21 protein-coding genes and 1 riboswitch are annotated in these 21233 nt (G+C 42.5%); of the genes, 10 read left to right on the forward strand and 11 right to left on the reverse strand.

Features of this window, described 5'->3' with window-relative positions; translation table 11 throughout:
- Nucleotides 1-157 precede the first annotated feature (157 nt).
- Nucleotides 158-1162: a cytochrome d ubiquinol oxidase subunit II gene (gene cydB / locus AC4MBN_RS07720; RefSeq protein ID WP_034702762.1), complete on the reverse strand. Its 1005-nt coding sequence runs from the start codon at nucleotides 1160-1162 to the stop codon at nucleotides 158-160.
- The gene (locus AC4MBN_RS07725; RefSeq protein WP_419364465.1) at nucleotides 1155-2603 is read right to left on the reverse strand and encodes a cytochrome ubiquinol oxidase subunit I; all 1449 of its coding nucleotides are present in this window, start codon (nucleotides 2601-2603) and stop codon (nucleotides 1155-1157) included. The genes cydB and AC4MBN_RS07725 overlap by 8 nt, the downstream gene beginning before the upstream one ends.
- 260 nt (nucleotides 2604-2863) lie before the next feature.
- Between AC4MBN_RS07725 and AC4MBN_RS07730 the strand changes: the two genes are divergently transcribed.
- The 4 genes from AC4MBN_RS07730 to AC4MBN_RS07745 all read left to right on the forward strand — a co-directional run bounded on the left by AC4MBN_RS07730 (nucleotide 2864) and on the right by AC4MBN_RS07745 (nucleotide 5185).
- Complete coding sequence (locus AC4MBN_RS07730; protein ID WP_491880091.1) at nucleotides 2864-3307, forward strand: MarR family winged helix-turn-helix transcriptional regulator; 444 nt, start codon at nucleotides 2864-2866, stop codon at nucleotides 3305-3307.
- Entirely contained in the window at nucleotides 3304-4503 is a 1200-nt protein-coding gene (locus AC4MBN_RS07735) for an MFS transporter (RefSeq protein WP_491880092.1), read from the forward strand. The genes AC4MBN_RS07730 and AC4MBN_RS07735 overlap by 4 nt, the downstream gene beginning before the upstream one ends.
- Before the next feature lie 149 nt (nucleotides 4504-4652).
- Nucleotides 4653-4859 carry a helix-turn-helix transcriptional regulator gene (locus tag AC4MBN_RS07740; RefSeq protein ID WP_180014751.1) on the forward strand — a complete coding sequence of 69 codons (207 nt, stop codon included), beginning with the start codon at nucleotides 4653-4655 and terminating at the stop codon, nucleotides 4857-4859.
- Nucleotides 4856-5185 (forward strand): hypothetical protein, encoded by a 330-nt coding sequence (locus AC4MBN_RS07745; RefSeq protein WP_438113757.1) that lies wholly within the window; start codon nucleotides 4856-4858, stop codon nucleotides 5183-5185. Before AC4MBN_RS07740 ends, AC4MBN_RS07745 begins: the two co-directional genes overlap by 4 nt.
- 45 nt (nucleotides 5186-5230) lie before the next feature.
- Here AC4MBN_RS07745 and AC4MBN_RS07750 read toward each other — a convergent pair whose 3' ends face one another.
- Nucleotides 5231-6211 (reverse strand): GlxA family transcriptional regulator, encoded by a 981-nt coding sequence (locus AC4MBN_RS07750; protein WP_491880093.1) that lies wholly within the window; start codon nucleotides 6209-6211, stop codon nucleotides 5231-5233.
- A gap of 78 nt (nucleotides 6212-6289) precedes the next feature.
- Between AC4MBN_RS07750 and AC4MBN_RS07755 the strand changes: the two genes are divergently transcribed.
- Nucleotides 6290-8113: an acyl-CoA dehydrogenase gene (locus AC4MBN_RS07755; protein ID WP_491880951.1), complete on the forward strand. Its 1824-nt coding sequence runs from the start codon at nucleotides 6290-6292 to the stop codon at nucleotides 8111-8113.
- 56 nt (nucleotides 8114-8169) lie between these two features.
- Here the strand turns inward: AC4MBN_RS07755 and AC4MBN_RS07760 are convergent, their stop codons facing one another.
- Nucleotides 8170-9384 carry an alkane 1-monooxygenase gene (locus AC4MBN_RS07760; protein ID WP_491880094.1) on the reverse strand — a complete coding sequence of 405 codons (1215 nt, stop codon included), beginning with the start codon at nucleotides 9382-9384 and terminating at the stop codon, nucleotides 8170-8172.
- 188 nt (nucleotides 9385-9572) lie between these two features.
- On the opposite strand from AC4MBN_RS07760, the gene AC4MBN_RS07765 reads away from it, so the two are divergent.
- Entirely contained in the window at nucleotides 9573-10523 is a 951-nt protein-coding gene (locus AC4MBN_RS07765) for an AraC family transcriptional regulator (protein WP_491880095.1), read from the forward strand.
- Here AC4MBN_RS07765 and lpxB read toward each other — a convergent pair.
- Nucleotides 10512-11684: a lipid-A-disaccharide synthase gene (gene lpxB, locus AC4MBN_RS07770; protein WP_491880096.1), complete on the reverse strand. Its 1173-nt coding sequence runs from the start codon at nucleotides 11682-11684 to the stop codon at nucleotides 10512-10514. The two genes, AC4MBN_RS07765 and lpxB, sit on opposite strands and share 12 nt — an antisense overlap.
- 405 nt (nucleotides 11685-12089) lie before the next feature.
- On the opposite strand from lpxB, the gene AC4MBN_RS07775 reads away from it, so the two are divergent.
- The 3 genes from AC4MBN_RS07775 (at nucleotide 12090) to AC4MBN_RS07785 (ending at nucleotide 14788) form a co-directional block, all read left to right on the forward strand.
- Nucleotides 12090-12980 (forward strand): sulfite exporter TauE/SafE family protein, encoded by an 891-nt coding sequence (locus AC4MBN_RS07775; protein WP_125278642.1) that lies wholly within the window; start codon nucleotides 12090-12092, stop codon nucleotides 12978-12980.
- Nucleotides 12981-13107: 127 nt separating this feature from the next.
- Nucleotides 13108-14199, forward strand: a complete 1092-nt coding sequence (locus tag AC4MBN_RS07780) for a 3-deoxy-7-phosphoheptulonate synthase (RefSeq protein ID WP_125278643.1) — start codon at nucleotides 13108-13110, stop codon at nucleotides 14197-14199.
- A gap of 64 nt (nucleotides 14200-14263) precedes the next feature.
- Nucleotides 14264-14788, forward strand: coding sequence for a protein tyrosine phosphatase family protein (locus tag AC4MBN_RS07785; RefSeq protein ID WP_419364480.1), 525 nt, complete (start codon nucleotides 14264-14266; stop codon nucleotides 14786-14788).
- Nucleotides 14789-14790: 2 nt separating this feature from the next.
- On the opposite strand, the gene ispF is transcribed toward AC4MBN_RS07785, so the two are convergent.
- On the reverse strand, nucleotides 14791-15279 hold the full coding sequence (gene ispF / locus AC4MBN_RS07790; protein WP_491880097.1) for a 2-C-methyl-D-erythritol 2,4-cyclodiphosphate synthase: 489 nt from the start codon (nucleotides 15277-15279) through the stop codon (nucleotides 14791-14793).
- A gap of 99 nt (nucleotides 15280-15378) precedes the next feature.
- Between ispF and AC4MBN_RS07795 the strand changes: the two genes are divergently transcribed.
- The gene (locus AC4MBN_RS07795) at nucleotides 15379-16032 is read left to right on the forward strand and encodes an A1S_1983 family putative colistin resistance protein (protein ID WP_419364484.1); all 654 of its coding nucleotides are present in this window, start codon (nucleotides 15379-15381) and stop codon (nucleotides 16030-16032) included.
- A gap of 195 nt (nucleotides 16033-16227) precedes the next feature.
- On the opposite strand, the gene AC4MBN_RS07800 is transcribed toward AC4MBN_RS07795, so the two are convergent.
- The 5 genes from AC4MBN_RS07800 to aroC form a co-directional block, all read right to left on the reverse strand.
- Nucleotides 16228-17472 (reverse strand): D-amino acid dehydrogenase, encoded by a 1245-nt coding sequence (locus AC4MBN_RS07800; protein ID WP_491880098.1) that lies wholly within the window; start codon nucleotides 17470-17472, stop codon nucleotides 16228-16230.
- A gap of 134 nt (nucleotides 17473-17606) precedes the next feature.
- A riboswitch (glycine riboswitch) is annotated at nucleotides 17607-17694 on the reverse strand.
- A 292-nt stretch (nucleotides 17695-17986) separates the two neighbouring features.
- Complete coding sequence (locus AC4MBN_RS07805) at nucleotides 17987-18895, reverse strand: AEC family transporter (protein WP_419364488.1); 909 nt, start codon at nucleotides 18893-18895, stop codon at nucleotides 17987-17989.
- 160 nt (nucleotides 18896-19055) lie between these two features.
- Nucleotides 19056-19490: an Imm44 family immunity protein gene (locus AC4MBN_RS07810; protein WP_419364489.1), complete on the reverse strand. Its 435-nt coding sequence runs from the start codon at nucleotides 19488-19490 to the stop codon at nucleotides 19056-19058.
- A gap of 52 nt (nucleotides 19491-19542) precedes the next feature.
- Nucleotides 19543-20073 carry a GNAT family N-acetyltransferase gene (locus AC4MBN_RS07815; protein WP_419364508.1) on the reverse strand — a complete coding sequence of 177 codons (531 nt, stop codon included), beginning with the start codon at nucleotides 20071-20073 and terminating at the stop codon, nucleotides 19543-19545.
- Between the two features lie 63 nt (nucleotides 20074-20136).
- Nucleotides 20137-21231 (reverse strand): chorismate synthase, encoded by a 1095-nt coding sequence (gene aroC / locus AC4MBN_RS07820; protein WP_491880099.1) that lies wholly within the window; start codon nucleotides 21229-21231, stop codon nucleotides 20137-20139.
- Nucleotides 21232-21233: the final 2 nt, after the last annotated feature.

Below are 21233 nucleotides of genomic sequence, written 5' to 3' on the forward strand. Positions count from 1 at the left end.
GTACTAACAAATCCCTTTTCTGTTCAGTTTATATTATGACCTAATAGGCCAAATGCACCAGAAAGCGGAATGCTCCTGCAATAAGTGCTAGTGTCAAAAAACCTGCAAGCCATAAGCCTACAAACCATACTATCTGTTTGCGTGTCATGCCTGCTCCTTAATGATAACCATCATCACCAACACGCACCTTGTGTCGGAATACCCAATAGGACATACAGGTATAAATCACGATAATCGGAATCAGGATCAAGGCTCCAATCAAGGCAAATAACTGACTATTTTCATGTGCCGCTGCCTGCCAGATCGTGACTGATGGTGGAATAATATAAGGCCACAGACTAATCAGAAAACCGGTATATGCCAGGAATACCAGTACCAGCATATAGGAAAATGGACCTAGTTCACTGCGTCTTTTACAGGCACGTAAGGCTAGCCAAGTAAACAATATGACCAAGATCGGTACGGGCATAAAGTAGGTGAATTGTGGCTGACTGAACCAGCGCTCCGCAATTTGCGGATGGGTCAACGGCGTATAAACGCTAACAGCGCCTAGAATAATCAATAAAGCTATAATCAGCTTCGGCATCAGTTTAAACATGCGATCCTGTAAATCATCACCGGTTTTATAAATGAGCCAGCCACATCCTAATGCTGCATATAGCACCACAACACTGACTCCGGTAAAGATACTGAATGGGCTAAGCCAGTCTAGACCACCGCCTACATAGACACCATTTCGTGTTTCGATCCCCTGAATATATGCACCTAGAATCATTCCTTGCAAGAAACTGGTAACGATTGATCCCCCTATAAAGGCCTTATCCCACCAGTGTTTGCTTTTATTCGCCTTAAAACGGAACTCAAAAGCGACACCACGAAAAATAAGGGCGATCACCATCAGGATGATGGGCATATATAGCGCTGAGAGTACCGTCGAATAAGCCAATGGAAAGGCAGCAAATAATCCGGCACCCCCTAGAACCATCCATGTTTCATTACCATCCCAGACTGGAGCGACCGTATTCATCATGACATCGCGTTCATCCTGATGCGGGAAGAATGGAAATAGGATGCCAATGCCCAGATCGAAACCATCCAGAATGGTATAAACCAATACACCCAGTCCAATAATCGCAATCCAAATTAATGATAAATCAATCATTTTTATCCTCCTGATCCGGATGTTCAGGAACTTCTTCAATACGTTCGCGAATACTGCTCAATGGTCGACGAGAAGCTTGAACCACATCGCTATCCGATTCATGGTGTGGTCTGGAATGAATAAATTCTGGACCTCTATGCATAAGTCGCAACATATAGAAAATTCCTACGCCAAAAACGACGCAGTACACCACTACAAAGATAATCAGAGTTAGACCGACCTGTTCGGCAGACACTGGTGATAATGCATCTTTGGTCCGCATAATGCCGTAGACCACCCAAGGCTGACGTCCGACTTCTGTGGTAAACCATCCTGCCAGCATGGCAAGAAATCCGGATGGCCCCATGATGAGTGCAAAACGATGCAGTCCACGTGACTCATAAAAACGTCCTCGGGTACGTGACCATAGCCCCCATAGTGCAAGCAAGAGCATCAACATACCCAGCCCGACCATGATCCGGAAACTCCAGAACACGACCAGTGAATTGGGTCGATCTTCAGGCGCAAAATCTTTAAGCCCTGTGACTTTTCCATCCATAGAATGCGTCAGAATCAGGCTACCCAATTTAGGAATACCAATTGCATATTTAGTTTCTTCAGCTTGCATGTCTGGAATTCCAAACAGGTATAAAGGCATTCCTTCATCATGATTGGTTTCCCAATGGCCTTCCATTGCGGCCAGTTTGGCGGGCTGATGTTCAAGCGTATTCAAACCATGCATATCCCCCACAAAAATCTGTAAAGGTGCAAGTGCCAGAATCAGCCACATAGCCATAGAAAATGAAGTTTTGACTAAAGGATCGCGACGGCCCTTGATCAGATGCCATGCCGCTGTTGAGGCTACAAGTAAGGCCGAAACCAGAAAGGCAGCCATCGCCATATGGGCCAGACGGTAAGGAAAAGACGGGTTAAATACGATCGCTACCCAGTCCTGCGGGACGATCAGGCCATTTTCAATCGCAAAACCTTGTGGAGTCTGCATCCAGCTATTGGAAGATAAAATCCAGAACATGGAAATACAGGTGCCGATTGCGACCATTAAAGTGGAGAAAAAGTGCGCTCGTGGGCCAACCCGATCCCAACCAAAGAGCATGATGCCCAGGAATCCGGCTTCTAAAAAGAAAGCAGTTAAAACTTCATAAGCCAGCAAGGGCCCCGTCACACTTCCCGCGACCCGGGAAAACTCACTCCAGTTGGTTCCGAACTGATAGCTCATCACCACACCGGATACGACGCCCATACCAAATGCGACGGCAAAAATTTTGACCCAAAACTTGAACAGATCCTGAAAAATCGGATTTTTAGTCTTTAACCAACGCCATTCCAGAATAGCCAGAAAACTTGCTAACCCGATTGAAATTGCAGGAAAGATAATATGGAAAGATACAGTAAAGGCGAACTGTATGCGTGCTAACTCTAATGCAGTTAAACCCAGAGTCATAAACTTCACCTATGCAGTGTTATTTGGCATATCTGCCCTTCAGTTATTAAGTGATGGATTTTTCTAGTGCTTAGGTAGCTTAGGCTGATTCATTCTTAAAAGTATGTAGTCTTTTGTTGATTGTTTTTTAATCAGGTTAAGGACTTGTAACAACTTAGTCTAAAGGACGTTAACCATGCAAAAATTTTCAAAATTTCCCTCTTGTTTAATTGAATAAAGAGGCGTAAATTAGGCACAATTTAGTTAGCCAGGTTAACTATATGTTTCAACCCTCTTCTAGATTTCGTTCATTGTTGCTGCGTTGCGCACGACTCATGAGTGATGAAATCAATACTATTTTATTATCCTCCCAACTTAATTATTCCTTATGGCAAGTGCTCTACACCATTCAATCCCAACAGCAATGCACGCTGGTTGATATTTCAAGCTATTTAAATGTTTCAAAACCAAGCATCACCAAACGTATCCAGCATTTAAGTGAACTCGACTTAATCTGCCAGATCGAAACCGAAGATAAACGTCAAAAATTATTTAAACTCAGCGAGCAAGGGGTTAAAACCTTTAACCTGTGTTCTAAACAGATTGATGCTTTTGAAGATCAGTTACTGCAACAAATTGACGCAGATGATCTGCAAAGCAGTAAAAATACTTTGGTACAGCTGATTCAGCAACTACACCCTTCATCTCAGGAAACACCACAATGAGCCAAGATCAAGCCCGCTTATGGACCCCTAATTTCGTCCTGCTCAGTCTGGTTAATTTCCAGCTCGTTCTGGTGTTTTACCTGCTGGTGATTGTGATTGTCGGTTTCTCGGTCGCTGAACTGGGAGCATCGACTGCACAAGCCGGTCTGGTATCCGGTCTGTTTATTGTCGGAACGCTAATTGGACGCTTATTTATTGGGAAATTGCTGAATCGTCTAGGACTAAAAAATACCTTGGTGATTGGCCTGACTGGCTTTTTGCTATTTTCCGGACTTTATATGATTCCGGCCAAGCTGGAAGTGTTATTAGGTATTCGCCTGATACACGGCTTTATGATGGGTATGGCCTCTACCGTACTTGGTACAGTAATTGCGCAAACCATTCCGGCAACACGACGTGGTGAAGGTATCGGTTATTTCAGTATGAGCAGTACACTTGGTACAGCGATTGGTCCTTTTGTCGGGATCTGGCTGATGACGAATTTTAATTATCAGGTGATTTTTATCTTCACCACGATCGTTGCGCTCAGCTGCCTGATTTGCGGTCTGTTTATCCAACCACCGCGTCTTAAAGCGAGTGGTACATCGACTTCCTCTGTTCCACAATCTGCCAGTAAACTCGCTCAATATGTAGAGCCGAATGCCTTGCCGATTGCTGTCATTGTACTGCTGGTAGCTACCTGTTATTCAGGCGTACTGTCCTTTATTCACTTTTATGCCAAGGATATCAATCTGGTCGAAGCAGCCTCTTTCTTCTTCCTGATGTATGCCTTCGCCATTTTGCTATCGCGTCCTTTTACTGGCCCATTAATGGATCGTAAAGGTGAAAACATCATTATCTACCCTGCAATAGTGATTATGGCAGTAGGTATTCTGATGCTGAGTCAGGCGCAAAACTCTGTGATGTTACTGGCAAGTGCCGCGTTATTAGGTTTTGGTTTCGGTAATATTCAGTCAGTGTGTCAAACTATTGCCGTGAAAAGTACCACCTTGCAACGGATGGGTCTGGCAACCTCGACTTTCTTTATTGCACTAGATGCCGGTCTTGGTTTCGGACCTTATTTCCTCGGTATGCTGCTGGATCAGGTGGGTTATCGTCAGCTTTATTTGTTTTCCGCAGTGCTTACCTTTAGTTGTCTGATCTGGTATTACCTGCTGCATGGCCGCAAGGTTAAATCGACCTCAGTCAAAGCTTAAACCAGCTGATTCAAAAATTTTTAAACGGGCATCAAGCCCGTTTTTTATATCTCAATCTTTTAAATAACACTTATTTTTATCATTATGAAATATATAGTTTACATAATGTTAAATATATATTACATTTTGAGTGATGTTGGAGTAAAGACATGTTAAAGAATGACATCATCGTGTTCCGTGCTAAAAAACGTTGGACACAACAACAGCTTGCTGATGCAGTGGCAGTCAGCCGCCAAACGATTGCCGCATTAGAAAAAGAGAAGTACAACCCTTCCTTGATACTGGCATTCAAGTTAGCAAATGCGCTTGAAACCACGATTGAGGAACTGTTTAGTTATGCTGAGGAAGAAACATGACACTATATTGGTTATTGATGGCTAGTATTTTAAGTATTGTGGTTGCTGTGATTTGCTGTGAAATATATAAAATACGCTTTGAATGCTCACAGGAAGCCAAAGACGAAAGAGGAACCATGATTTTATTAAAGCAGAAATCATTGTCCTATAACATTTTATTTTTGGGGATTAGTTCAGCCTTTTTGATCATCATCGGATTTGAAGGATTCGGACTAAAATGGTTAGAACGTGAAGTTTTCATTTACTGGATTATGTTTACGGGCTTCCTGCAAAGCATCGCCTCAACCATTTATACACATTATTTACGTAAAGACATCTTTAACTAATATTTATGTCAAGAGAGATTTTCGAATCTCTCTTTTTATCAAAATCTAGAAACGTCGACTAAAACGACGGCGATACTCTAAGGGTGTTAACCCTGTTTTTTTATAAAATAAACGCCGAAATGAGCTTGGATCCTGATAACCGATATTTTGCATAATTACATCAATAGCCTGATCAGTTTCTTCAAGTCGTTTGCGTGCTGCTTCAATGCGAATGGCTTGCAGATACTGGTTCGGTGCAATATTTAGCGCCTGTTTAAAATGCCGGATTAAAGTACGAGTCGTGACATTAAAACGTTCTGCCAGCGCATTCAAAGTAAACTCTTCATGAAAATGCTGCTCTAACCAGTCCTGAACTTTTTGCACCAGTTCATCATGATGCGGTTGGCCAATCTTCATTAATGAATAGGAGAGTTGGCTATCGCGTCGATAATCAATCACAAAGGATTTAGCAGATTGCATGGCAACTTCAAAACCATAGAAACGTTCAATCAGATGCAAGCCTAAGTCAAACCAAGCCAAGCCTCCACCTGCACAGTAAATATTCTGATCCCGGCTAATCATCAGATCGGCATTGAGTTTGACCTGAGGATAACGTGCACGAAACATATCTTGAAAGCCCCAATGCGTTGTCGCCACACGATCATCTAAAATGCCGGCCTCTGCCAGAAAGAAATTCCCGGTGCAGTTTCCAGCGATTAAGGTGGATTGTGCATGAGCAGAAGTTAAAAACTGAACCAAGCTTGGATTTTCATCCAGTGCCTCTTGAATAGGCGCGGCAATGGTCGGCACTACCAGAATATCGGCAGTTTGAATCTCTTGATATGCACAATGAGCCTGCAATTTCAGACCGTTAATACAACGAATTGGTTGTCCATCTGGACTGGCGATCCTGACTTTAAACAGGCGTTGCACATCCTGCTGCTGAATCCGGTTCCAGCTGACGCCCGCCATAGCAAATAAATCGACGACACCCGTAATTGCTGAAGCTAAAGCACCATCAAAGCCTAAAATCACTACCTGTTGCATATTTTTCTATTTGTCGTTTTTCACCCGTTTCATGTCATTATTGACAATCCTCCTTGATAAATGCAACTGCTAGTCTTGATGCTATCTCAAGGATTGCATATTCAGGACCGTACCGTGACTCAGCTGATTAATGATAAAAACCTCAATTTTCTGCTTTATGATGTCTTCAAACTTGAAGCTTTAACTGAACTGGAACGCTATCAGGACCATGACAAAAATACCTTTGATAGTATTCTGGAAACGGCAAAAGGCATCGCGACCGATTATTTTGCACCGCATAATGCCAAGGCTGATCATCACGAACCGAGCTTTGATGGCAAACAGGTGAAGACCATTGATGAAGTGAAAATAGCATGGCAACAATTTGCTGATGCTGGTCTACTTTGTGCCCAGCATGATTACGCAGACGGCGGCATGCAATTGCCGACTTTGGTCAATATGGCCTGCAATGCCTACTTCATGTCGGCGAATCCTTCGACTGTTGCCTACTCTTTTCTGACAGCCGCTGCAGCAAATCTGATTCAGGCCTTTGCCTCTCCAGAACAAAAACAAATGTTCTTGCCGCATATGCTTAGTGGCCGCTTTGCCGGGACTATGGCGATGACCGAGCCGAATGTGGGTTCCTCTTTGGGAGATCTGACCACTAAAGCGGTTCCACAGGCAGATGGAAGCTACAAAATTAAAGGCCAGAAAATGTTTATTTCTGGTGGTGATCAGGACATTACTGAAAATATTGTGCATCTGGTTTTGGCGCGTATCCAAGACGCTCCACAAGGCGTAAAAGGTATTTCCCTATTCATCGTGCCGAAATTCAAAACCAATACAGATGGAAGTATTGGTGAATCCAATGATGTACAGTTAGCCGGCCTTCTGCACAAAATGGGCTATCGTGGCACCACTTCAACAGTGCTAAGCTTTGGAGAAAACGACAATTGCTTAGGCTATTTAATTGGTGAAGCGGGACATGGCCTAAAATACATGTTCAAGATGATGAATGAAGCACGTGTCGGTGTTGGCCTCGGTGCAGCCATGATTGGTTATCGTGGTTATCTGGAGTCTCTGGACTATGCCAAGAACCGTCCTCAAGGCCGGCTGGTTCATGAAAAAACACCTGATGCCAAGCCCGTGAATATCATTGAGCATACGGATGTCAAACGCATGTTATTAGCACAAAAGTCTTATGTTGAAGGTGCTTTGGCGCTGTGCTTATTTGCAGCCCGCTTAATTGATGAACATCAGGCTGCACAAGATGAAGAGAGTGCCATTTTGCTGGATCTCATTACACCCGTGGTCAAGTCCTTCCCTTCTACTTATGGTCCTAAAGCCAATGATCTAGCGATTCAGGTCTTGGGCGGTGCCGGCTATACGCGTGAATATCCGGTTGAGCAATGCTATCGGGATAACCGACTTAATCCGATTCATGAAGGCACCTATGGGATTCAGTCTCTGGATCTACTAGGCCGTAAACTCTGGCAGCACAATGGCAAAGGCCTGGCCCTGCTCATGCAACGCATCCAGAAAACCTTGTCTGAGATTCAGGATAGCAAGTTAACAGAACTGGCAGATGTCTATAAACAGCATCTTGCCACTGTGCAAAAGACCACTCAGGTTTTAGGTCAGGCGCTGCATCAAGGCAAAGTTAGTGAAGCTTTGGCCAATTCGGGGCTATATCTGGATATGATGGGCAAAACTATTATTGCGTGGCTGTGGTTGGAAATGGCTAATCAGGCTCAACTTAAATTTGGCACATCTTCTCAACAGGAAGATCAAGCCTTTCTGACGGGTAAAATTCAGGCAGCTCAATATTTTATTCATTGGGAGCTGCCTGAAATTGAACATCAGGCTAAGTTACTGATGAACTTCGATGACACCTGTCTAAATATGCAAAGTGACTGGTTCTAAATAAAAATCAATAAAAAATGCGCCTCGAATGGCGCATTTTTTATTTGTTTACATCATCAAGCCGCAGTGTCTTTTAGACCAAATTTCTTAAGCAGCTTGGCACGTTTCGAAGGCAAAATATTCGCTTTAGTCAGATCGCCTTGATAATGTTGATACACACGTTGATCCATCATCTTGTACCACAATGGTGGAATCAGTGCCGGTATCAGCATGGTGGCATAACCACTTGGTAATTCTGGTGCTTCATCAAAATGTCGCAATGCCTGAAATGGTCGGCTTGGATAGGCATGATGATCCGAATGGCGTTGTAACTGGTACAGGAACAGGTTGGTCACGATGTTGTTATTGTTCCAGCTATGCTCGGGCAAGGTTCGCTCATAGGTTCCATCCGCTTTTTGCCCGCGTTTCAATCCATAGTGTTCGATATAATTCACGATTTCAAACAGGCTGATGCCATAAAAGGCTTGGGTCAGCGCATAAGGAATAATTTTCTTGCCATACGTTTTCAACATCAAGGCATGATAGCCCGCACTCATCGCCCAGCCATGAAATAGCTCATTTTCCTGACTAAAGAATTTTAAGCCTTTACGTTCCAAACGTCTTTTTTCTATCTCAATTGCTGATTTCAAGCCACCAAATACGGTACGTGGCCAGAAACGGTAGAAAGATTCACCCATTTTCGAAGATGCCGGGTCTTCTGGCGTCGCCACCCGTTTATGATGTCCATAAGGATGCTCAATCCGGAAATGGTTATAAGCCAGCGGCATCAGGCTGGCATGTGACCAGTAGTGATCTTTTTTCTGAGGACGGTGGCTTAGCTCGTGCGCAGTATTCACGCCGATTCCATTAATCGCCCCCATAGATACGCCAAGTAGCACCTGATCGACCAGAGAAACATTAGGACGGGATACGACATAACCAGCAAAAGCATTGGCAGCCATTTGCAATGGAATAAACATCTTCACGATCCGGTCATAATAAGGATCTTTGACCAATGCCTGAATCTGCTCATCATTTGGGTTATTGGCATCATCACCAATTAAAGCATCTAATGTTGGGATAATCACATGCAATAATAAAGGCCCACCCATCGCAAAGACTTTTTTAGTGGCTTTGGGACCAAAATGATAGCCAGCCAGAATTCCCATACCGATCATAGGCAAACCGGGACTGAGCAGCCAGCCAAAACGTTTTTTATCCAGTTGGACACCTTTCAGCGCTGACGCATCCTGCGTGAACTGAGCTTTGCTAATTTGTGCAGGGGCATTCATTGCGACCCTCCTTTTTTATGTTACTCTGCACATATAGTTGAATATTTCTGCATTAGCGAACAGTATTGAACGTCCAGAAAAACTATGTCAGCGTCTTTGGCGCATTAGGCCAAATCTTGGCCTTAAATCACAAGACTGGGCTATTTAAATTTAATTAAATGAATTAAAACAAAAGAATAGAGTCAGGCATGGATGCTTTAAGTAAAATTTTTGATGATATTCATCTGGAAAAATCCGAATATCTCTACCTCAATGTGTTTCATCCAGGCGGGTTTGATTATCAGTATGAACCGTCCATGCTGGCTTATGTGTTATTACAAGGCCAAGCTCAATTAATATTTAAAGATGGCGATCTGCTTGAGCTGCAACAAGGTGATCTGGTGTTATTGCCTGCTGGTTCTGCCCATCGGATTTCTAGTCCCGGCAATGCGGATTTTTCTGAACATCATTCGATTAATTGTTATTTTCAGACTCATGCACAGCAATGTGTGGATCTCAATATCACCCATTCAGCAGAACGCAGTTTTATCTTGGCGATTCGTTCCAATCTGGATATCCAGATGGCGAAACCTCTATTGAGTGCTTTACCTAAATTTCTGCACATTCAGCATATTCTTGGAGATACAGCACCAGAATGGTTACAAGTCGGTTTGCAATTTCTTGCATTGGAAACCCAGCAACTTCGTCCGGGACGGGACAAGATTCTGGATCATCTGGTCAGTATTTTACTGATTGAATGCGTACGAGATTATATTTTGAATCTGGAAAATGCTTCGAGCTGGCTGAATGCCCTTTCGCATCCTGAACTGTCCAATGCCTTGGCAGCGATTCATGGCAAACCGGAACAAGCTTGGACCGTTGAAAGTCTGGCTGAGCAATGTCATATGTCGCGTTCAAAATTTGCCCAGCTGTTTACCCAGATTGTTGGTGAGCCGCCATTGGCTTATTTACAACAGCATCGACTTCGGCTGGCAGCACAATATCTCAGAAATAGCGGATTTAGCATTCAGCAGATCGCCTATCTGGTGGGCTATTCTTCTGAAACGGCGTTTAGTCAAAGCTTTAAAAAACAGTTTGAACAAACCCCGACCCAATATCGTGTTGCCTGTCAAAAAAGCAAGACGCCTTTATTGGACTAAGTCTAGTACCGCTTTGACAGGATCTTCACTATTACCGGAAAGCAGCTGCTTGTGCATGGTGAGATGCTGCATCACCTGAATTTGAGCTGCTTCAATATCCATCAATTTTTCAATTTCAGCAGCCAGATTTTCAGGCGTTGCTTCAGACTGAATCAATTCCTGAATGACTTTTTTTCCCGCAATGATATTTGGTAATGAGAAATAAGGAATTTTGACCAGCAATTTGGCAATCTGGTAAGTCAGCCAGTGCAATTTATAAAAGGTTACCATCGGACGATGCAATAACATGGCTTCCAGTGTCGCAGTACCTGAAGCTAAGGCAATGATATTGCATGCATTCATCACCTGACGGCCAATTTTTGACTCGCTACTGGTATTTTCCATCAGGCGGATATGCGCTTTTAAACTGTCCGGATATTGTGCCAGCAAGTTTTCAATCTGCTGTTTGCGCATCTCATTAATGGCAGGAATCAGAAACGTATAATCCGGATATTTCTGATGCAGAATTTTGGCTGCATCCAGTACCAATGGCCCTAAGCGTTCAATTTCACCACGGCGGCTCCCCGGCAGCAATGCAATATATTTTTGTGCAGGATCTAAACCCAGTTCTGCCTGTGCTTCAGCCAGATCATTGTTGAGGGGTAACTGGCTTGCCAATGGATGACCGACAAAAGCTGCCGGAACATCCCATTTCTTGAAAAATGCTTTTTCAAATGGAAATAGGCACAGCACCAGGTCAATACTGGCCTTGATACCATGTACCCGGCCTTGACGCCATGCCCAGACCGAAGGGCTGACATATTGCACGGTCTTAATCGGTAACTGCTTTTGCTTTAGAATCTTGGAAAGTCGCAAATTAAAATCAGGCGCATCAATACCGATAAACACATCGACTGGATCTTTCGTCCAGGTCTCGACCAGACCATCACGAACCGCGAACAGTTTTTTAATATCTTTCAGGACTTCAACAATGCCCATGACTGAGAGAATATCCATTGGATAGTAGCTCTTGAAGCCTTCTGCCAGCATTTGCGGCCCGCCAATCCCTTCAAATTCTGCATCAATACCCTGCTCTCGAAAACTACGGATGAGCTTCGCACCAAGCGTATCTCCCGATACTTCTCCCACCACGATTCCGATTTTAAGTTTCCGATTCTGCAAGTGTATTCCCTCAAATGAGACAAATTAATTCCGTTCAGATTCTATCATAAAGCGTGATTTGAGCATGCCTAAGTGTTGAACTGACAAATCATGGCTATCTTAAATCATAAAACTCTGGAAGCTGTACAATGCGCGCTTTAGCTAGGTCTAAAAAATTAAAAGTGACCTAAACCGAATGATCTTTAAACAAATAAATAAAAAGCATTTTGCAGAATCTTTATCAATTATCGTACTTAGCAATAGAAAGGTGTGCTAGATGATTCAAATTAAAATATAAATCAGGATGAATTACTTTAAATTTTACGGTCTTTATCTCTTTTTAGAATAAGCAAATCAATAATCAAGACAACGACTTATATTTAAAAGTCATAAGATATGCTCGTTTTTTGATTTTGGCATATATGCATGTTTGGTCCGATTGAATTTATTTTAGCAGGTGTATTGGTTGGTTTCTGTGTTGGGATTACCGGTGTCGGTGGCGGTTCGTTGATGACCCCAATCCTGATTACACTGCTTCGGGTTGAACCGCATATCGCAATTGGTACAGACCTTCTTTATGCCGCAATTTCTAAATTCTGTGGTTCACTGGTTCATGCCAAGAAAATGAATATTGTCTGGCCTATTGTGATCTGGCTGGCGATCGGTAGTATCCCTGCCTCATTTGTGACCCACTGGGTACTTGAGAATTACCTCAGTCAATCGACACATTATAAAGCAACGCTGACTATGGTATTGGGCTTTATGCTGACCCTTACCGGTGCATCTATTGTATTCCGCAATTCTATTGAAAAGTTTTTTAATAAATACCGCAAACAAGAACTGCCTGACATGACTCAGGATCTGGACAAAGTTGACTTTAAATCTGGCAATAAACGTGTCTTGATCGTGATCATGGGGATTGTATTGGGCGTGTTTGTGACCTTATCATCTGTCGGTGCCGGTGCTTTCGGTATTATGGCCTTGATCCTGATGTTCCCGAATCTGCCCATGATTCGCATTATCGGTTCGGATGTAGTACATGCCGTACTTCTAACTTTAGTCGCAGGTCTGGGCCATATGAGCGCAGGTAATGTAGACTTTACTTTATTAGGCTGGTTACTTTGCGGTTCTATTCCAGCGATTGTAATTGGTACGTTGATCAGTTCACGTATGCCAGAGAAAATTATCCGTAAAATTCTTGGGATTACCCTGTTCTGTCTTGGTGTGAATTTCATTGTGAATCCAGTCAAGTCAAAACCAGTGCAACCAGCCCAACCTGAATTGGTAACAGCAGTAGAAAAAACAGCTGCTGTTTAAACTAAATCATGGATTCATCACTTTTTTTTCAAAGAAGTATTCATCTTTTTTATAACAAAGTGACGCATCATTCATGTTATATTCAGGCTATTAAACAACCTTTTGTATGATCAAACCAGTGACGGCAATGAATACACTACAGTCAAAACCTATTTCAGCATCAGATATTGATGACGTGAATATCCAAAGCATGATTCCTTTGGTAACACCTGCTCAGTTGAAAGCAGAGTTACCTTTGACTGAAACTGCTTATCAAACCGTACTGCATGGTCGTGAAACGATTCGTAATATCCTGGATGGTAAGGATAAGCGTATTTTTGTAGTGATTGGTCCATGTTCAATTCATGATCCAGCGGCTGCGCATGAATATGCTGAACGTTTAAAAGCTTTAAGCGAAAAAGTAAAAGATAGCCTGTATATCGTAATGCGTGTTTATTTTGAAAAACCGCGTACAACTGTAGGCTGGAAAGGTCTGATCAATGACCCGGATATGAATGACTCTTTCAATATTGAGAAAGGTCTGCGTATCGGTCGTAAACTGTTACTGGAGCTAAATGAACTTGGCCTGCCATGTGCGACAGAAGCCTTGGATCCAAACTCTCCACAGTACTATCAGGATCTAATTTCATGGTCAGCGATCGGTGCACGTACTACCGAGAGCCAAACTCACCGTGAAATGTCTTCTGGCCTGTCTTCACCAGTCGGCTTCAAAAATGGTACAGACGGCGGTCTAACTGTTGCGACCAATGCAATGCAATCTGTTAAACATGGTCACAGCTTCCTGGGCCTTAACGATCAAGGTCAGGTTGCGGTAATTCGTACTTCAGGTAACCCATATGCACACGTGGTTCTACGTGGCGGTAATGGCAAACCTAACTACGATGCAGGTTCAGTTGCAGATGCTGAGGCAGCGCTTGCGAAAGCAAAAGTCAGCGGCAAGATCATGATTGATGCCAGCCACGCAAACTCAAATAAAGACCCGTACTTACAACCGCTTGTCTTAAAAAATATTACTGAACAAATTCTTGATGGAAATAAGTCAATTGTTGGTATTATGGTAGAAAGTCACCTGAAAGGTGGCCGTCAGGATATCCCTGCCAATCTTTGTGATCTGGAATATGGAAAATCAGTAACTGATGGCTGTATCGATTGGGAGACCACAGAAAAAGTGTTGCTTGACATGCATGAGGCATTGAAGGACGTTTTACCTAATCGTTAAACGAACTGACAAACGCCATCGACAAGATGGCGTTTTCATTTCTGAACAAGGAAAATTTTATCTGATGAATGAAATTGAAACTGCATTAAGTCAAATTGAAAATTTTCAGTTCATCCATGACCATCTGTTCAGCTCTGGTCAGCCGACAACTGAACAACTAAGGTTGATTAAAGAATATGGTGTATCCACCGTAATCAATGTGGCATTAACAGATAGTGATCATCATCTGTTACATGAAGATAAAATTTGTCTTGATCTTGGCCTAAACTATATCCAGGTACCGATCTCTTGGGAAACTCCCTCAGATAGTCAGTGCCTGCTGGTATTGGATCTGATTGATCATCTGGTTAAAGAACAGATGGTCTGGGTACATTGTACGCAGAATTATCATGTCAGCTGCCTGATGTATTTATATCGACAATACTATATGAATATGGACATGCCGACTGCACAGGAATATCTGAATCAGCTCTGGGAACCGAATGAAACCTGGACCGGTTTAATTCATGCGGTTGCCCTACAGCTGCAAGGCCGTAAAGCAACACAGGAACTGGAATTATCTCTGATCCATCCCAATAACTTCGGTTGATGTTATTTGTAGTGGCTGATCAAAACAGTTGCCATAGACAGAATACCTTCCTGACGGCCAGTAAATCCTAATTTTTCGGTGGTTGTGGCTTTAATACTGATTTGAGTCACATCCACATCCAGCACATTGGCAATGCTCTGACGCATTTCCAGATTATATTTAGCCAGCTTTGGACGTTCACAGGCCACCGTAATATCGGCATTATTCAGGCGATAACCGCGATCCAGTATCAGCTGATAGACATGCTTTAACAAGACCTTACTATCCGCACCCTTAAACTGCGGATCGGTATCCGGAAAATGTTGACCAATATCGCCCAGTGCTAAGGCACCTAATAAAGCATCACAAAGTGCATGTAAAACTACATCACCATCAGAGTGTGCTTTCAAGCCATGCGTATGTGGAATCTGAATACCTGCCAGAGTGACAAAATCACCTTCTTCAAATGCATGTACATCCAGTCCCTGACCAATACGAATTTGTGCAATCACTTTTATATCCTTTAGAAATAACTGATTGAAATCTTGTACACGACGTTTCTATTTCGCTATAGTTAGACCTAGCGTAACACAGTGAAAGTATAAGCGATCATGCTACTGAAAACTGATATAAATATGATGAAAATAATGGGACTTTTACTCGGGACAGGCCTTTTTGCTAGCAGCATTCATGCTGAATCGCTGGACTGTAGCAGTCATCATAACAATAACGCAGCCATGAAAAAGATCTGTTCAGCCTCTCTAGATGAACCGCGTGAAAAACTGACTGATCAATATTTTACCGCCTTTCTGATTACAGACGCGCCTGTTCGCTTGTTGCAAGATACCCAGCAGCTATGGAGCACACGTTTACAGCAATGTAAAACGCTGGACTGCTTTAAACAGCAATTTGACCAGCGTCTGGATGACCTCAATATTTATATTTCTTTGAATCAGAGCCTGACTCAACACTATCTCAAGGTTGAACAGGGACAAATGGCCAAGCAGCCGATTCATCTCAAGATTCATCAGCTGACAAAAGACCGCATCAAGATTGAAGGGATCGCTTACCGCAATCCGAATAATCGTGCAGAAACCCAGACCATTCCTTTTCTGGCTTATACCACGACGGAAACTAAAAGCCAGATTACGGATAATGAGCATGACTGCAAATATACCTTTAACTATAGTAAGGCAATCTTGACGGTCAGTACTGAGCAAAAAGGCTGCGAGCGCTTTAGTGGTATTTATCGTTTATATGATTAAACAGCCGACTTTTATTTTTATCTATCAATCTCCTAAATATATATTTAAAAATTTAAACTAGGAATTCCCTCTCCTTATAGGAGAAGTTTTTATAAAGATTCCCTTCCCCCTAACCTTCTTCCCCAAGTAGAAGGAGCTTAATGAATAAACAATTATTTTTTGAGCTTTAAAATAGCCCGCAAACGGGCTATTTACTTAGGCCGGGTAATGCTGAGCTATTTCTTGGCTAATCATAGCTGCGGTTGCCGCTGATAATGTCCAGCCCAAGTGTCCATGACCGGTATTATAAAAGACACGTTCCTGTCTACCACGGCGCACTACAGGCATCATATTCGGCATCATGGGACGCAGACCTGCCCACGGAACCACATGTTCAGTACACAGATCGAAATTGCGTTGTGTCCAGTCAATTAAAGGCTGAATCCGGTCTACGCGAATATCCCGATTATAGCCATTAAATTCCGCGGTTCCTGCAACACGTAAGCGGTCTTTACCTAAGCGTGACAAGACGATCTTGGCACTCTCATCGAGGAGACTGACCCAAGGAGCATTTTGCTGGCTTTGCTCATCATTGAGCTGTACCGTAATTGAATAGCCTTTCACCGGGTAGACATTCACCCGCTCACCCAACAGATCGGCTAGCTGATAACTGCCGACACCTGCACATACCACAATGGTATCCGCCTGAATATCGAGCACATCTTCAGCATTGGCACGCACATTTTCAGGGCTTGGGCGGCATTTAACTGTAATCTGCTGTGCCTGGTGATCGACTGCAAATACATCCTGACCAAATTCGAATTTCACCCCTTTTTTCATACAGGCATTTGCCAGTCCAGTACTGAATTTATGAATATCTCCAGTCGCATCACTCTGGCAATAAAACCCCGCGTAATAATCCCCAGTTAATGCAGGTTCAATCTGCTTGATTTCCTCATTGGTAATTGCATTACGTTCCAGACCACCACTACATAGGAGATCATTGACCTTAATCGCGACATCATAATCAGCTTTATTATGATAAAAATGCAGAATTCCGCGCTTTTCCAGATCAAAATCAATCTGCTCAATTTCGGCAATTTCAAACAGGCGTTTTCTGGCCAGTAACGCGAGTCTTACCGTTTCCCGGGTATTGGCTTCATAATTTTTAATATGCCCTAGAAATTCCATCAGCCAGCTATATTTATGCAGACTAAAAGAAGGATTAAGCAATAGCGGCGCGGTTTTTTGTGACATCCATTTGATGCCTTTCAACACAGTAGCTTTTTGATTCCAGACTTCTGCATTACAGGCAGAAAGTTGCCCGCCATTGGCAAAGGATGTTTCCATCGCGGGATAAAGATGACGGTCAACCACCGTGACCTGATAACCGAATAAGGCGAGCTCATAAGCTGTTGTTACACCGGTAATGCCTGCCCCCACCACAATAACATGACGCATAGACACCTCTCCTCAATATGTGATGTCTTTCCCATCTGTCATGTGTACCTGAGAGCTTCGGTGACTGCATCATAGCTGTATGCAGCAACCTTCCCCCTTCGGTGAGTGATTCAACACTTCTCTCCAGAGTTTAATATATTATTGCAGTCCTTTTGCCTGAGAGTTTCCTGGGACCTTGCTCCTTCGGCGAATGCAGTAGCATTTCTCTCCTGCAATAATATTTTTATTATCCTGAGCAATTTATATACCATCTTATCGGGGACTACAGTTTTTTATTTATGTTAATTCACGTGATTTAAGTGGTAACGCTACTTTCAATAAATTTAGAAGAAATAACACTATCTATTTCAAATGAATCTTAAGATTTTAATTTGGTTTTTTGCCTCATTTTCCTACGTCATGCTCCAATGCAAGGCATTTAAGAAAAGCAATAAAGTTAATAATTGCTTAGGCTATTTTCGGGATTAGTTTACGAGAAGACTCTCAATCTATGACCAGATTTCAGATCCTAAAATTAAATTAAGCAGGAAAGAATCAACATGAGAGATCCTGCCGCGACTACCGTTTGCATACTGATAATACTGGCCATGAACTGGCTATCTCCTCCATAGACACGCGTCAGTACATAAGAAGCTGAAGCGGTAGGTAAAGCAAAAAACAACACCAGTACCTGTGTGGTTAGAGTATCAATGTCAAATAATTGGCAGACAAAGAATGCAGCAAGCGGCATTCCTAATAAACGTCCAAAAGTTGCCAGGCCCAATGGTAAGATATCTCGCTGAAAGCCTTGGAATTGTAAGGCAGCCCCCACACACATCAAGCCAAGCGGCAAACTGCACAAAGCAATCTGTTTTAGAAATAATTCAAACCCGGCCCAGAGTGACAAGCCTGAAAGATTAAATAGGCCTCCAACAAGAGAACCTAGAATTAAAGGGTTCTTTAACAAATCAATCAGGATTTTGAAGATCTGCATATCTGAACTACGGGTAAATGCCAGTACAGACAAGATATTGACCAGCGGAATACATAACACCATCACTACGGCGAAAATGGTCATGCCCTGCTGATGAAATAAAGCATTCACTGCTGCAAGTCCGATATAGGTGTTAAAGCGCAGAAGTGCCTGTACATAAACCCCAAAGCGTGCATAGCCAATCTGATAAATCTTGCGCAGCATATAAAGAGCAATACTGACCACCGCCATAAGGCTAAAGACCACCAGAACCACATCTTTAATGACTGCCATTTCAATATTGGCTACGGCCAGATTTAAAAACAGCATGACTGGAAACAGGACAAAATAATTGAGTTTTTCTGCCCCACGCCAGAAACTATCTTCCAGCCATTTCCTTTGTTTTAATACATAGCCCAAAGTAATCAGGCCAATAAGCGGAAACAGTACAGTGAAGATAGTCTGAAACATTGAACAACTCATGATATGGGTTTTGCGGCAATCGCATCCAATTCAATTGCCTGTCAATGAGCAAGGATACAACAACCGACTCGTTTCAGGATAAAAATAGTGGAAAATTCAATGGATAATAAATAAAAAACACTCTCGCTGGCTTTAATTAAAATACGCTTTAAATCCAACTTTTATCTTTTGCAACATTTAGTGCATCATTTTTTAGTCTTTCAAGCTCCTCATAAACCTTTGCATCAAGCTTCGGACAGACTTTTTCAAACTTAACTTTTAACAAATCTAGGCTTCTTAAGAGCATCCTAAAAATAAGTCTCTCACGGCCTAAATCATCTGTTGCCTTAAAAGTTGTTGGATCAATCCTTAAACGGAAATCCATATTTCTACGTTTAAATGAATAAAAAATACGTTCATCAAAACTATCATTTCCCATCATAATTTCAATGCACTTCCATTTATCTATCGGAATATCATACGACTTATTTTGTAGTTGAGCATTCAAGACATTTTCTACTGCGTTACGTGCTTTATTTTCGAGATCAAGATGATATTCTGTTAACACTTCCCTACTTAATTCAGCACTTAACCATACTTCCATTCATACATCCTGTCATTATTCTTATTAAACACACTTAGAATCAAAAATAGATTCACATAACTTCATAAATCTTTTCGAGACTCTTTTCTAAGATCACCAGATTTAAATCTACTAAAGGTTGTCCAACATCTGCATCCAGTGGATAACTGTCTGTTTCGCCGGTTTGGTGATAACCACGACGCTCATAATACGCGATTAATTCAATGCGAACATTAAGAACAGACATTCTAAGTTTTTTGAAAGGTATTTTTTCTCTGGAGTATTGTTCAGCGAAATCTAACAATATTCGGCCATAACCTGAATTTTGCCGGACTGGGTCAATAGCAAAACTGCCGATTTCAAAACAATCTGGGAGGTGTGTCAAACCAATACAACCCACCAGTTGGTCATCATTTTCCAAGACATAAAGTTCAACATCAGGCCGTGCTAAAAGCTCACTTAACTGAGCCTCATTAATTCGATTACCTGAAACAATGTCATGTTCATGCGTCCAGCCTAAATTAGATCGATAAGCTGTATTGATCAACTTAACAATGCTTTGAATGTCCGTAGCTTGGGCTAAACGAATATTATTATTTTTCATTTTATAAATATAAAAAGCCAGACCGAAGTCTGACTTTAATTTCATTTACTTCTATAAAGCAAATTATTTAGGTTCAATTGGCTCAAACGGCGCAACGACATCGGCATTTTGTGCACGATGACGCATGAAGTGATCCATCAAAACAATTGCTAGCATCGCTTCTGCAATTGGGGTGGCACGTACACCCACGCAAGGATCATGACGGCCTTTGGTCAGGACATCCGTATCTTCACGGTTAATGGTAATAGTTTTACCCGGAGTTGTGATGGAAGCCGTTGGTTTCAATGCAATCGAAACACGAATATCCTGACCGCTAGAAATACCACCTAAGATACCGCCAGCATGGTTCGCCAGGAAGCCATCTGTTGTGAGTTCATCACGGGTTTCATGACCGAACTGCTCAGCCACACCAAAACCATCACCAATTTCCACGCCTTTCACGGCATTGATTGACATCATGGCATGGGCAATGTCAGCATCTAAACGATCGAATACTGGCTCACCCCAACCCACTGGCACTTTAGAAGCAATGATCTCAAGGCGTGCGCCACAGCTTGTGCCCTGTTCACGTAATGAAGTCACGAGTGCTTCAAAGCGCGGCACCGCATCAACATCACCACAGAAGAACGGGTTATTTGGAACTTCATTCCAGTCCAGTTTTTCTGCTTTTTCAGTACCGATTTGGGTCACATGACCACGGATTTCAATACCGAATTTCTCAAACAGGAATTTCTTGGCAATCGCACCTGCTGCTACACGCATTGCAGTTTCACGTGCACTTGAACGGCCACCACCGCGATAATCACGGAAACCATACTTCTGGGTATAGGTATAGTCTGCATGACCTGGGCGGAAAGTTTGCGCGATATTGCCATAATCTTTCGATTTTTGATCTGTATTACGGATTAAAAGGCCAATTGAAGTGCCGGTAGTTTTACCCTCAAACACACCTGAAATAATTTCAACTTCATCTAGCTCTTTACGCTGCGTTGCAAATTTCGATGTACCCGGCTTACGACGGTCCAGATCCTTTTGCAAATCAGCTTCAGACAGTTCAATCCCTGGTGGAACCCCATCAATAATGGCCATTAAGCCAACACCATGAGATTCACCACAAGTCGTTACACGGAAGAGTTGCCCTATACTATTACCTGCCATGT

The sequence above is a fragment of the Acinetobacter sp. CAU_H_60 genome (assembly GCF_058599385.1).

What these genes read in the sequence shown, in the direction of transcription:
- cydB (WP_034702762.1), bottom strand. Translation starts at nt 1,162, where the DNA reads ATGATTGATTTATCATTAATTTGGATTGCGATTATTGGACTGGGTGTA.
- AC4MBN_RS07725 (WP_419364465.1), bottom strand. Translation starts at nt 2,603, where the DNA reads ATGACTCTGGGTTTAACTGCATTAGAGTTAGCACGCATACAGTTCGCC.
- AC4MBN_RS07730 (WP_491880091.1), top strand. Translation starts at nt 2,864, where the DNA reads ATGTTTCAACCCTCTTCTAGATTTCGTTCATTGTTGCTGCGTTGCGCA.
- AC4MBN_RS07735 (WP_491880092.1), top strand. Translation starts at nt 3,304, where the DNA reads ATGAGCCAAGATCAAGCCCGCTTATGGACCCCTAATTTCGTCCTGCTC.
- AC4MBN_RS07740 (WP_180014751.1), top strand. Translation starts at nt 4,653, where the DNA reads ATGTTAAAGAATGACATCATCGTGTTCCGTGCTAAAAAACGTTGGACA.
- AC4MBN_RS07745 (WP_438113757.1), top strand. Translation starts at nt 4,856, where the DNA reads ATGACACTATATTGGTTATTGATGGCTAGTATTTTAAGTATTGTGGTT.
- AC4MBN_RS07750 (WP_491880093.1), bottom strand. Translation starts at nt 6,211, where the DNA reads ATGCAACAGGTAGTGATTTTAGGCTTTGATGGTGCTTTAGCTTCAGCA.
- AC4MBN_RS07755 (WP_491880951.1), top strand. Translation starts at nt 6,290, where the DNA reads ATGCTATCTCAAGGATTGCATATTCAGGACCGTACCGTGACTCAGCTG.
- AC4MBN_RS07760 (WP_491880094.1), bottom strand. Translation starts at nt 9,384, where the DNA reads ATGAATGCCCCTGCACAAATTAGCAAAGCTCAGTTCACGCAGGATGCG.
- AC4MBN_RS07765 (WP_491880095.1), top strand. Translation starts at nt 9,573, where the DNA reads ATGGATGCTTTAAGTAAAATTTTTGATGATATTCATCTGGAAAAATCC.
- AC4MBN_RS07775 (WP_125278642.1), top strand. Translation starts at nt 12,090, where the DNA reads ATGTTTGGTCCGATTGAATTTATTTTAGCAGGTGTATTGGTTGGTTTC.
- AC4MBN_RS07780 (WP_125278643.1), top strand. Translation starts at nt 13,108, where the DNA reads ATGAATACACTACAGTCAAAACCTATTTCAGCATCAGATATTGATGAC.
- AC4MBN_RS07785 (WP_419364480.1), top strand. Translation starts at nt 14,264, where the DNA reads ATGAATGAAATTGAAACTGCATTAAGTCAAATTGAAAATTTTCAGTTC.
- AC4MBN_RS07795 (WP_419364484.1), top strand. Translation starts at nt 15,379, where the DNA reads ATGCTACTGAAAACTGATATAAATATGATGAAAATAATGGGACTTTTA.
- AC4MBN_RS07800 (WP_491880098.1), bottom strand. Translation starts at nt 17,472, where the DNA reads ATGCGTCATGTTATTGTGGTGGGGGCAGGCATTACCGGTGTAACAACA.
- AC4MBN_RS07805 (WP_419364488.1), bottom strand. Translation starts at nt 18,895, where the DNA reads ATGTTTCAGACTATCTTCACTGTACTGTTTCCGCTTATTGGCCTGATT.
- AC4MBN_RS07810 (WP_419364489.1), bottom strand. Translation starts at nt 19,490, where the DNA reads ATGGAAGTATGGTTAAGTGCTGAATTAAGTAGGGAAGTGTTAACAGAA.
- AC4MBN_RS07815 (WP_419364508.1), bottom strand. Translation starts at nt 20,073, where the DNA reads ATGAAAAATAATAATATTCGTTTAGCCCAAGCTACGGACATTCAAAGC.
- aroC (WP_491880099.1), bottom strand. Translation starts at nt 21,231, where the DNA reads ATGGCAGGTAATAGTATAGGGCAACTCTTCCGTGTAACGACTTGTGGT.